Annotated in this window: 5 protein-coding genes; all 5 read left to right on the plus strand. The window is 41.2% G+C overall.

Annotation, left to right across the window (positions count from 1 at the left end):
- Positions 1–12 precede the first annotated feature (12 nt).
- From ACO05G_RS04980 to ACO05G_RS05000, 5 genes are read left to right on the plus strand one after another with little or no spacing between them, the layout of a single operon-like run.
- On the plus strand, positions 13–726 hold the full coding sequence (locus tag ACO05G_RS04980) for a hypothetical protein (protein WP_421764967.1): 714 nt from the start codon (positions 13–15) through the stop codon (positions 724–726).
- 32 nt (positions 727–758) lie between these two features.
- The gene (locus ACO05G_RS04985) at positions 759–2549 is read left to right on the plus strand and encodes a tail fiber domain-containing protein (RefSeq protein ID WP_421764968.1); all 1791 of its coding nucleotides are present in this window, start codon (positions 759–761) and stop codon (positions 2547–2549) included.
- Between the two features lie 14 nt (positions 2550–2563).
- Positions 2564–9199, plus strand: coding sequence for a BspA family leucine-rich repeat surface protein (locus ACO05G_RS04990; RefSeq protein WP_421764969.1), 6636 nt, complete (start codon positions 2564–2566; stop codon positions 9197–9199).
- The gene (locus tag ACO05G_RS04995; RefSeq protein WP_421764970.1) at positions 9196–10326 is read left to right on the plus strand and encodes a caspase family protein; all 1131 of its coding nucleotides are present in this window, start codon (positions 9196–9198) and stop codon (positions 10324–10326) included. The genes ACO05G_RS04990 and ACO05G_RS04995 overlap by 4 nt, the downstream gene beginning before the upstream one ends.
- A complete protein-coding gene (locus ACO05G_RS05000; protein WP_421764971.1) occupies positions 10326–11792 on the plus strand; it encodes a hypothetical protein in 1467 nt (488 codons plus the stop codon). Before ACO05G_RS04995 ends, ACO05G_RS05000 begins: the two co-directional genes overlap by 1 nt.
- Positions 11793–11914 lie beyond the last annotated feature (122 nt).

Genomic DNA, 11914 nt, shown 5'->3' on the forward strand with positions numbered 1-11914 from the left:
CCATTGTACAACATGTCTGCTTTTCTCCGGCTTTTTTGCCTTCTAGGTATTCTCCCACTTTTTTCACAAACCATCACGACCTCCAATTTTCAGGTTTCTGATCAGCAAGTACAATTTGATTTTACCATTGAGCCAAAACATTCAGAACGTGAGCGCTATGAGCTTAAAATCTATCATTCGGTAAATAATTATGCTGAACCGATTGATTACCAGTTAAATGATTTGGTTCCTGGAAGACCGTACAAAGCTTCCTTTGATGGAAGTAATCAGATTGGTTCGTTTGACGGTGAATTGATGTTTCGCTTTGAGATTGAGGCCACTCGGTTTCCGATAGAACTAAGTGATGCACCCAAAAACTTAAAGATTGGTAAGAATGTCAATTTTTCGTGGTTCGATTACCATGAGGAAGGTCCCTACGATGTTGAATTGTATCAAGGTCAGTTATTAAAATCAACCCTAGCAGAAGGAATAGAATCAACAAGTTATTCTGGTAAAATTCCTAAATCACTGGATAAGGGGAATTATTCCATTGTAGTGGTGCCAAAGGGAAGAAGTGAGTTGGTATCTGATAAAATACCAGTGGTGCTCAAAAAAGGAATGAATCCATTACTAATTGGAGGTGGAGTTTTGCTAGCGGGAGGTGTAGTGGGATTAGCTGCTAGTTCCGGAGGCGGAGAAGGGGTTGAAGTTTTCGATGATCCACCTAATCCTCCAACTGGAAATTGATAATGAATTAAGAAATTTTGAAATATAAGATCATGAAAAAAATAGCTTCCATTATTTTGATTTTTTACGCTGCATTTGGCTTGGCACAGGTGCCTGAAACCATGCATTTTCAGGGCTATCTAGCAGATCCGGGAACGGGGGATGCAGTTACTGATGGCAACTACTCTTTGACATTCACAATCTATGACGCTTCCAGTGCTGGTAACAATTTATGGACAGAGAGTCACAGTGTTGTCTCCGTTACAGATGGATACTTTTCCGTTATTCTAGGAACTGAAGGCTCACCACTTGCATTAGCTTTCGATACACAATATTATTTGGAAGTTCAAGTGGGTGCGGAAACATTGAGTCCTCGTTATACATTGTCATCATCAGCTTATGCCTTGAATGCAAGAAATATTTACTCTGCTACCAACGGGTATGTTGGGATAGGGACTAATGCACCTGATGCCTCACTACACATTCAAGGAAATGATACAGGCGATGCAATTTTTGAAGAATTTAGAGATGATAATCAGGTCAGTTTAGATCTTAGAAAGGCACGCGGAACGTCTGCTACTCCAGGTGCATTACTTACCGGAGATAGCCTCGGTAACATAGATTTCATGGGGCATGATGGTACTAATTTTCAGGTTGGGGCAAGGATAGGAACCAGTGCAGCAACTGATTTCAGTACTTCACCAGAGACTAATATGGCATTTTACACTTATGGACCCAGTACTTTTGGTGAAACCGATCAAGATCTCTATGAACGCGTGACCATCAATCGTTACGGGAACCTTGGGGTAGGAACCTCAACCCCAGCCAGCGAATTCGATATCATAGGGACAGATGCTGCGGGAGGAGTTTTAGCTAGGATTCAAAATACGGATGGGACAGGATGGTCTGGTTTTGTATTGAGAAATGATTTAGGCGATGCATTTAGTATTTCAATGGGTGGCAGCACTGCATCAAATGCTCCTGGTAAATTCTACATTTTCAATGGGTATACCTCTACGTCTTCATTGGTAATTAATGAGCTTGGAAATGTGGGTATTGGTACTGAAAGTCCTTCAACTGAGCTGGAGGTTGAAGGGACGGGTCAAACGGAGCTTAAAATTGACGCTGGTACTAATGCTTATTTGGTTTTAGATGCAAATGGTAATTTAGATATATCAGGAACTATCTTTCAAAAAGACGGAAGTACGCGTGGAAGTATCAGGTATGATCACAGCACTGGGGGCACAGATGATAACTTATTGATGATAGTTGATAATGCTGAAGCACTTAGAATACAAGCAAGTGGAAATGTAGGGGTTGGAAGGACACCAACTGCTAACCTACTGGAAGTAGAAGGAGCAGCCTCCAAAACATCTGCTGGTGATTGGCTTGCCAACTCAGACCGGAGAATTAAAACAGCGATTAGCGATATTGATAATAGCATAGCGTTGATTAAAAAACTGCGCCCTGTTAAGTTTAAATATACAGAGCAGTGGAAAGCTGAGCATCCTTCGATTAAGGATAAGTATTACTACAATTTTATTGCTCAGGAATATGAAAAAGTATTTCCTGAATCTGTACAGGGTAGTGGTGAGTATCTTGATGGTGATTCTCAAGAAATCTTACAAATTGATACTTACAACGCTCAAATTGTTACAATACAGGCTGTGAAAGACCTCATTGCTAAGGTAGAAGCGCTGGAAAAAGAAAATGCATCACTTATATCTGACAATCAAAAACTCAGTGCTGAGTTGGCTGATCTCAAGTCCTCCCTATCACGGATCGAAAAAGCCTTGGGCATTACGTCCGAAAACAAAGTCAACAATTTAGGTTCTGAAGATTGAGGGTTTATATCACAATGAAGCAACTACTTTCAATAGTATTAGTCTTAGCCGTTTCGCTATGTTTTGGGCAGCCGGAACTTAGTCGTGAAGGAAATTACTCAGGAGGTAATCGTTCCAGTAGTGGTACCTATCAGTTGAACAGTGCCTTTGGTCAAAGCACATCAGGGCTTGCCACTTCAGCTAGTTTTGGTTTACGTTCTGGCTTGGTAAACACTTCTACAACGTCTTCTTTCATTACCACCTGGCAAACAACCGCTACGAATGAGTCGATTACAATCCCCACTTTTTCGGGAGAGACGTATGATTACATCGTAGATTGGGGAGATGGTACCTTTGAATCTATTACGACAGATGCGTCTCCTTCACATACTTATACGACGGCAGGAACGCACACCATTTCTATATCGGGTACTTTCCCGAGAATCCATTTCAATAATACTGGTGATTTTGATAAAATTCAAACCATTGAGCAGTGGGGGGATATTGCATGGACTTCTTTCGAAGGTGCGTTCGAATCATGTTTAAATCTCACAAGCAATGCTAGTGATGCTCCCGATCTTTCCGGGGTAACCAGTTTATCTCAAATGTTTAGAGGCTCATCATTTAATGGAGCAGTTAATGCATGGGATGTTAGTTCGATCACTGATATGTCAGAATTGTTTTTGGCAACCAATTTCAATCAGCCTTTGGATGGATGGGATGTAAGCAATGTGATTGATATGAGGGGCATGTTTTTCGGAAATTTCACTTTCAATCAGGATATCGGTGATTGGGATGTAAGTGCAGTTACTAATATGTCTAACATGTTTAACGGTGCTTCAAGTTTTAATCAGGACTTAAGCCTTTGGGGAGTAGGTCTGGTAACGAACATGGCAGGCATGTTCTCCGGTACCGCCTTCAACCAGGACGTTGGAGGTTGGGACGTAAGTGCCGTTCGGGACATGTCTTTAATGTTTAATTCATCATCTTTTAATCAAGACCTTGGAGATTGGGATATTTCTGGTGTTGTAGCTGATGGGGGTGCTACCTCTTTTTCGATGAGTCAAATGTTTGATGGCTCAGGCATGTCCACAGATAATTACGATGCAACCTTACTTGGCTGGGCGGATGACAATGCCGGAACTCAAACCATTCCTGCCGGAATCACGCTTGGAGCAGATGGCCTAAACTTTTGTGGGAGTGAAGCCGCTCGAGATGAATTACTTAATACTCATGGCTGGACGATCAATGGAGACTTAAAGGAATGTACACCAAATGACGGCTTGGTTGCTTATTATCCATTTTCTGGAGACGCAACCGATGCATCCGGAAGTGGAAAAGATGGAACACTCGGAGACGGTAGTACAACTTCGACGTTTCCTGCTTTAGCAAGCGACAGATTTGAAAATGCAGATGCTGCTTACAGTTTTGATGGAGCCGATGATTATATTTTGGCACCAGCCCAGCAATTTGATGTCGTAAATGACCCATTTACAATTATTACATGGGTTAACTGGGACGGGGACATAAGCAGTCAATCCCAGATTGTTTCTTGGTGGGATGCAGGTTCTGCAGGAGGTGCCTTTATGTATCTGGGCATACGAGAAACATCCGGAAATATTATGGTTGGAGATACCTGGGGAGACACAGGGGTTCCGCTTAAGGCCAATGAATGGGTACAGGTAGTGGCCAGTTTTGATGGTTCAAATGCAAATCTTTACTTAAATGGAGAATTGGTTGCTACAGAAACCGGTCGGTCATACGATCTTTCGGTTGGTAATCTTTACGTTGGTAGGCAAGGAACAGTAAACGACGAATACTATGGGGGGTCGATAGATGATATTCGAATTTATAACCGAACGTTAACTTATGCCGAAATTCAAGATCTTTACGCTGAAAATAACTGGCTGCAAAGCGCTCCATCCTCATTCATCACCACCTGGCAAACAACTTCAGACAATGAGTCGATTAATATACCTATCGGTTTAGATGGTGAAATATATGACTACACTGTGGATTGGGGAGACGGTACAGTGGAGTCTGGATTCACAGCAGATGCGAATCATACTTATGCAATAGCAGGAACATATTCGGTAGCTATTTCAGGGACTTTTCCAAGAATATTTTTCAATAGTGGGGGAGCTGGACAACACATAGATAAGATTCAGTCCGTTGAACAATGGGGGGATATTACCTGGACATCAATGAATAATGCATTTGCCGGTTGTACAAACCTCACCTACAATGCTACAGATGCACCTGATTTAGGTGCAGTGACGAATATAACACACATGTTTCTAAACTGTAGTTCATTTAATGGAGACTTGAATAACTGGGATGTTTCTGGTGTGACCACTATGAATGGGATGTTCTTAGGAGCAACTTCCTTCAACGGGAACATCAGCACATGGAATGTTTCACAAGTCACGGATATGGCAGATATGTTTAACAATACGCCATTTACTGGTGATCTGAGTGCCTGGGATGTTTCGAGTTTGACCAGGATGGATGGGATGTTTGGAGGTGCCAGCAGCTTTAATGCTGATATTTCCGGATGGAATGTGAGCAGTGTTCAAAACATGGAGCGACTTTTCGATGGAGCCTCTTCTTTCGATCAGAATCTGAGAAATTGGGATATTTCTTCGGTTACTAATTCGATCTCCATTTTTGATAACTCAGGTATGTCCACAGCCAATTTCGATCGAACGCTCTTAGGCTGGGCTGATGATAATGGTGGATCCGAGATCATTCCTACTGGAATAGTCTTTGGAGCCTCAGGCTTAGCTTACTGCCTGTCTGGACCAGCACGTGATGAATTGATAGCTAACTATAGCTGGACCATATCCGGAGACGCAGAAAATTGTGCTAGTCCTGTATTAGATCTTCCATTCGACGGAGACTCATTGGATGCATCAGGATACGGATTTGACCCTTCTATAAATGGGCCTTTAACAACCATGGATAGGTCAGGTGATTCTGGTCAGGCCTACAGCTTCGATGGCGTAGATGACTACATGGAAATCCCAAATGCAGATTTTGCCGGAGGAAGTGAAAATCTTACGTTTTCCTGGTGGCAAAATATTGATAACTCAACAGATTTTGGAGACATCTTAAGCTTTGGTAATATCAGAGCTTATGTAAATAATGGATCATTATTAGTCATTTCAGTTGCTAACTCGACTGGAGAATCCATTTCAACGGAAGTTTCAGATGGATCCTGGGAACATTTTGTTTTCACCTATGATGGGGTAGAAGTCCGCATTTATAAAAATGGAGCTCTCGATAATAGCCAGCCACGGGTAGGTAAGATCGATACTAATAATGGTTTGGCATTTATTGGTTCACTAGAAGATATTGATAATTATTTAGATGGATCTGTAGATCAGATTAAGGTATACAGGCGAACATTTTCTGATATTGAAGTACAGGAACTATTTCAAAGTGAAAGCCCGTTTTCCTCTGAAACATTCATCACCTCATTCACCATTCCAAATCAAGTGGGAGAAACAGTTATTGATGATGTTGCCAATACTTTGGATGTCAGCATGCCTTTTGGAACAGATGTTACTGCACTTACACCAACAATTGAAATTTCACTCAACGCCTCCGTATCACCGGAATCGGAAACAGCTCAAGACTTTAGTAATCCGGTAACCTACACCGTCACAGCTGAGGATGGAGTGACCACACAAGAATGGGTAGTTACTGTGACAGTGGATCCAAATGAGGCCACAGCTTTCACGGCATTTAGCTTTGCGGAACAAACAGGTTCTGCTACAATTGGAGATGGAACGATACTCGTTGAAGTGGCCAATGGTACCGATTTAACAAATCTGGTCTCAACTTTTAGTCTCTCCACTGGTGCCAGTGCTGTAGTAGGAGTTACAAGTCAGGTAAGTGGGTCTACTTCAAATGATTTTACCAATCCAGTTACTTACACAGTAACTGCAGAGGATGGAGTTACTACTCAAGATTGGGTAGTCACTGTGTTTGAAGCTTCAAATACGGCCACTGAGATTTTAGCTTTCAGTTTTGCTGAACAAACAGGTCCGGCTACCATTGGTAATGGAATGATTGCAATTGAAGTTGCCAATGGAACTGACCTTTCAAGTTTGATTGCTTCGTTTACCTTATCTACAGGTGCAACAGCCACTATTGGGGGGACTAGCCAGCAAAGTGGAGTTACTGCTAACGACTTTAGCAACCCACTAACCTATATTATAACAGCGGCAGATAATGCAACAACAGAAGAGTGGATAGTAAATGTGACCGAGGCATTAAATTCAGCAACTGAGATTTTAACCTTCAGTTTTAGTGAACAAACCAGCCCAGCAACTATTGGTGATGGTACAGTTACAGTGGAGGTGGCTAACGGAACAAATTTGACCAATTTGATAGCCTCATTTACCTTATCAGAAGGAGCAAAAGTCACAATATCAGGAACTGACCAAGAAAGTGGAGTTACTTCTAATGACTTTTCTAGTCCGGTTACTTATTCGGTAACTGCTGCAGATAATGTAACTACTGAGGATTGGTTAGTCACCGTGTTTGAAGCTTCAAATACGGCAACTGAGATTTTAGCCTACAGTTTTGATGAGCAAACGGGTCCAGCCAATATCACAGATGGAGTTATCGATATTGAAGTAGCCTTTGGCACAGACGTATCCAATTTGATTGCATCGTTTAATCTTTCTTCCGGAGCGAACGCAGCAATTGCCGGGTTGACACAAGAGAGTGGTATAACCGCAAATGATTTTAGCAGTGAAGTTACCTATACCGTAACCGCAGCTGACAATGTCACCACTCAGGATTGGGCGGTCGATGTATCCGTATCAGCTAATGATTCAACAGATATCCTATCTTTTTTAATAGCTAGTACGGAAGGGGTAATTGATAGAGATCAACATACCGTAATATTAAGTATGCCTTCTGGAACTGATCTAAGTTCATTGACGCCTACCATTTTTGTTTCTACCAATGCCACTATTGCTCCGGCCTCCGGAGTGGCTCAGAACTTTAGTAGTCCGGTCACTTACACAGTCACCTCGGAAAATGCAATCAGTCAGGAGTGGGTGGTTACAGCCAGGGTTGAAAGTATTCCACCTGAGAGCCTCTTCCTTTCTAACAGTTCTATAACTGCAGGCCCATCAGGGAAAATAGTTGGAGATATCGGCATTGTGGATGAAGATAATACCATTGATGATTACACACTATCTATTACTTCTGGTTCCGAGAATTTTGAAATCATTTCAAATCAATTAGTTACGAAGGTTGAGCTAACAAAGGGAGACTATAGTGTCACCGTGCAAGCCGATGGTCCTGGAACAATTGAAGAAACATTTGCAATTACGGCAATAGATGCATCTGATATTCAAAATGCCTTTATTCAGATTATAAGTTCCTTAGGCAGGGAGGCGAGTAACTATCGAATCATTGGTGTTCCTGCCGAATCGGTAGGAATCAATGAAGTATTTACTGTGCCTGATGTGACTAATCTTGGAAAGGAAGGTACGTGGAGGCTCCTAAATTATTCCGGAGGAAGTAGCAGAGATCTTTCAGCGAGTTCGAGATTACAAGGCGGTGATGGTTATTGGTTCATTTCAACTATCGCACCTGAAGTGGTACTCCCTGACAATGGGACACCTAATCTGAACGAATCAGGCGAGTTTGAACTAGTCCTCAATGCAGGCTGGAATTTGGTTGGTAATCCATTCAACGCTTCCTGGAATTGGGGAGATGTGATTAGTTACAACGTTCAGGAAGCATACATTGAATCTGGAGATGTGCAAGCTGAATTTATCAAATGGATTCCAATGACTAGCGCGCAAGTCGGATATGTAACTGAAAGTGAAATAAAAGTATTTGAAGGTGGGTGGGTGAATAATACATCCGGATCTACCCTTACGGTTTATATTCCAACACCAGCCTCCTTAAATAGTGGTCGAGTGGCTCGAAGCGATAATTCTTCTGGATATTTCAACAGCCCATTTGATTGGGAAATCGGAGTGGATGTCATAGGAGAAAAGTACTACTCTTCATTATCGGGTATTGCATTCAAGGATGGTTCTAGCATCGGGCTCGATCGTTTAGATCGTCAATCTCCACCGGCTATTGATGCTTCCATACGAATGAATTTATTGGATGCAGAAAACGGCACTTCCATCAATCGAGTGCCTCACACTGAGGATTTTACATGGGATTTCAATCTTGATGTAACAGATGGATCCATTACAACACTTAAATGGGATCAATCGTTAGTGAATCAGGTGGGGAATCCACTTTATATGATCATCCCTGAAAACGGACAAATAATAGATATGCAGGCTGTAGGTCAAGTTAACGTCTCTAGTAGAACGAAACATGTGCAAATCCATTACGGAGAAAATCCTCCATTGCCGGGTATGGTCAATGTATTGGCAGCATATCCGAATCCAAGTGAAGATGTTGTATATGTTCGGGTATTGGCCCATGAATCGCTCACAAACGAGGAAGCCACCATCCAATTGTTTGATCATCAGGGCAGGGTTGTTAAGACTCTTGATGGACAAACGATTACAAATCGCGGAAATGAATTTGAGCTTGATTTAAATCAACTCTCATCTGGAATCTATATGCTTCAGGTGTTAATCAATGATCAGAAAAGTAAGAATATTAAAATACAAAGACGATGAAATATATTATATCCTTCTTTACAGTCCTGTTGTTTTTTTGCGCATCGGCTCAGAAAACAGAGCATACTACTGCTCCAGTCAGGGTATCCTTTAAGGGAAATAGTCCTACCATTTTGGTATTAAATGCTCCGGAAAAACTCGAAATGAAATCTCGGGGATTGACGACCATCTATTCAAAAGAAATGCTCATTGAAGGGAAAGTTGAAGATTCAGAAGGAGTCAACGTGTTCCTTCTAAATAACTTTTCTATTCCGGTAAATCCTGATGGCACGTTCTCTAAAATGGTGGAGGTAGTTGAAGGAGAAAATGAACTGAAATTTGTAGTGATTGATGGGTCGGGAGAGAAATTTGAACGTACCTATGAATTTATGGGAAAACCAGCTGACCCAGTGGTGGCATCAGTAGGATTGGGAAGTGCCTCTAGTAAGTATTATGCCCTTATTATCGGTATGAACGATTATGATGATCCGGAAATTGTTGATTTGGATAAACCTATTCAGGATGCAGAAGATCTCGCAAGAATTCTTATCCGAGATTATACTTTTGAAGAAGAAAACATCACACTGCTCAAGAACGCCACACGGGCAGATATTATTGATGAGTTGGCAGAATTGCGCGAAAAAGTAACCAATAATGACAATGTGCTGATCTTTTATGCTGGCCATGGGTATTATGATGAAGACAGTGAGATTGGTTATTGGATTCCTTCAGATGGTAGAAAATCCAGTACATCCAACTGGTTTAGAAACAGTACCCTGACGGATGAAATTGGTGCAATCAAGTCGAAGCACACCCTTTTGGTTGCTGATGCTTGTTTCTCAGGCTCTATTTTTAAGACTAGAAAAGCCTTCTCGGATGCTTCATTAGCAATTAACAAATTGTATGAGATGCAAAGTAGGAAAGCCATGACTAGTGGTTCTTTATCTGAAGTGCCAGACCGAAGCGCATTCATCAAGTATTTATTTAAGCGACTCGAAGGAAACACAGAGAAATACCTGGCCTCAGAGCAGCTCTTTAGTAGTTTGCGAATAGCCGTAATTAACAACAGTGATGTAATACCCTTGTATGGGACTATTAATAAAGCCGGAGATGAGGGAGGAGATTTTATTTTCATAAAAAGAGATTGATGCGTTCAGCGCTTTTGGCTGTATTTCTAGTCGGATATATAGGTTGTTATGCTCAACCTGATTGGCTTAATCCAGCCTCTTTGGAGGACTTGTATCCCAATAAATCATATTTAGTTGGATACTCAAGCCTTGAAAAAAGTGAAGGACCAGTACTTATAGCACTGGATGACGTGATTGACTTTGCCATTTTGAACTTGGGCGAATCGCTTTTTCTAGAAGTAGTAAGTGCATCAGACGAGACAGCATCTGAATATTTTCTACCCAACTCTATCTCCAGGCAAGTGCTATATGATGGTGGAATGAAAGTGGAAACCCACTATGACTCGATCAATGAGATAGCTTATGCGATGGCCTATTTGAAAAAAAAGCAATTGATCAAGCCGGTCTTCATTGAACTTTCCAACGCATTGAATGAAGTGAAAAGTGGATTAAATCAAATGCAGTCGGATGATGATCCGGATTCAAGAGAGTTGTCTCGTCTTTCCGCTATTCTTTTGCTCGCCAAAGCAAGAAGTGAAACGTTACCAAGACTAGGGGTTTCTAATCCGGTTATTCTGAAGACTACTCAAATTAATTTGTATGATAATTTAATTTCAGAAAGGCTATCAAAAGCAAAAACAGCATCCAGTTTGTCTATCGATGAGCGGTTAAAAATAATGGTGCAATCGATCATCAATGAATCGGATATCAAGGCATTTCAACTAGCCCCTACTACTTACAAAAACACCGATCTTGTTAGCACGTTTTCAGGTTATTTGGAGGATGAGTTGATTAAAGTATTGCCAGAGTACGAGGTTGAGGTGGTTGAAGAATCTAAGTTTAAGTTGATTAGTTCGTACTGGCTCAAAGATGATAATGTACTAGTGGCTTTTTCACTCAAACAGTTCGATGGTGAAGAAGCGGTCAATGTGTTTGCTTCAGAATCTGTATTTATCCCTAAAGCAGATCTGTTAGAAAAGGGACTTGTATTCTATCCTGATGAAAGGCATGTATCCAGGGTCAGATCTGAGTTTTTGTTAAACAAGGCAAATGGGGGAGTGCAAGTAAATCTTACCACACAAAAAGGCACCAGAAGATTGGTTTTCGAATCGGGAGATGATTTGAGCCTTTATGTGAGCACAACCAGGCCTGTTTTTATTTCGCTGTTAAATATCTGGGACGATGGGACACAAGTGTTGATGATGGAGAATTATTATATAGGAAAAGATCGGATCAATCAAACGATTGAATTGCCATTCGAGTGGAACGTCAAATGTCCGTGCGGTACGGAATATATAAAGTTAATCGCTGAGAAAAATCCCCTAACACCAATGGCCATTGAAAAGGATGAGAATGGATTTAAAGTGGTTGTAAAAGATTTTCGAGAAAATGTAGAAGGAATCAGAGCTCGTCAAAAGGACCTTCAAAGCAAACAAAAGGACTTTTATTTTGGGGAGTCACATCTGGTTATAACTACTACTCAATAAGAATCTCCAGGTCATAACACCTTGTATAAAAGGAGCAATTCATAATTGCTGTATAAGCATTCATTCGTGGTTTAATTAGAATTAAGTCATCAAACCCATTGAAAAACTTAACAATCTCTTTA

It is taken from the genome of Ekhidna sp. (assembly GCF_965227465.1).
GTDB lineage: Bacteria > Bacteroidota > Bacteroidia > Cytophagales > Cyclobacteriaceae > Ekhidna.

What these genes read in the sequence shown, in the direction of transcription:
- ACO05G_RS04985 (WP_421764968.1), top strand. Translation starts at nt 759, where the DNA reads ATGAAAAAAATAGCTTCCATTATTTTGATTTTTTACGCTGCATTTGGC.
- ACO05G_RS04980 (WP_421764967.1), top strand. Translation starts at nt 13, where the DNA reads ATGTCTGCTTTTCTCCGGCTTTTTTGCCTTCTAGGTATTCTCCCACTT.
- ACO05G_RS04990 (WP_421764969.1), top strand. Translation starts at nt 2,564, where the DNA reads ATGAAGCAACTACTTTCAATAGTATTAGTCTTAGCCGTTTCGCTATGT.
- ACO05G_RS04995 (WP_421764970.1), top strand. Translation starts at nt 9,196, where the DNA reads ATGAAATATATTATATCCTTCTTTACAGTCCTGTTGTTTTTTTGCGCA.
- ACO05G_RS05000 (WP_421764971.1), top strand. Translation starts at nt 10,326, where the DNA reads ATGCGTTCAGCGCTTTTGGCTGTATTTCTAGTCGGATATATAGGTTGT.